The sequence below is a fragment of the Nocardioides cremeus genome (genome assembly GCF_030518195.1).
Taxonomy (GTDB): Bacteria; Actinomycetota; Actinomycetes; order Propionibacteriales; family Nocardioidaceae; genus Nocardioides; species Nocardioides cremeus.
Genome location: NZ_JAULSC010000225.1, coordinates 1 through 280, shown reverse-complemented (window position 1 = coordinate 280; position 280 = coordinate 1). Strand labels below are relative to the sequence as shown.

The window sequence follows — 280 nt, the reverse complement described above, 5'->3', positions numbered from 1 at the left end:
GAGTACGAGCTCGACGACGCGAGCGGCGAGGCCGCACCGTCTTCGAGCACCGGGTGACCGAGCCGACCGACCACCTCGCGATCTTCGCCGGCTCCTCGCAGCGCCTGGCCACCGGCAACACCCTGGTCGGCTGGGCCGCCGAGCGGCGGGTCATGGCCCGCGTGGTCGGCCGCGACGGCGAGGTGCTGTGGTCGGTGCGCGACGCGAGCAACCCCACCGACCGGGCGTTCTTCAGCTACCGGGCAGCGCTGGGCGCGGTGCCCGACGCCACGCCACCCAC

General features: G+C 75.0%; 1 protein-coding gene. It reads left to right on the top strand.

Translation table 11 applies throughout. From position 1 onward, the window contains the following. The coding region (locus QWJ41_RS21085; RefSeq protein WP_302710447.1) for a hypothetical protein at nucleotides 1-280 on the top strand (280 nt) is incomplete at both ends.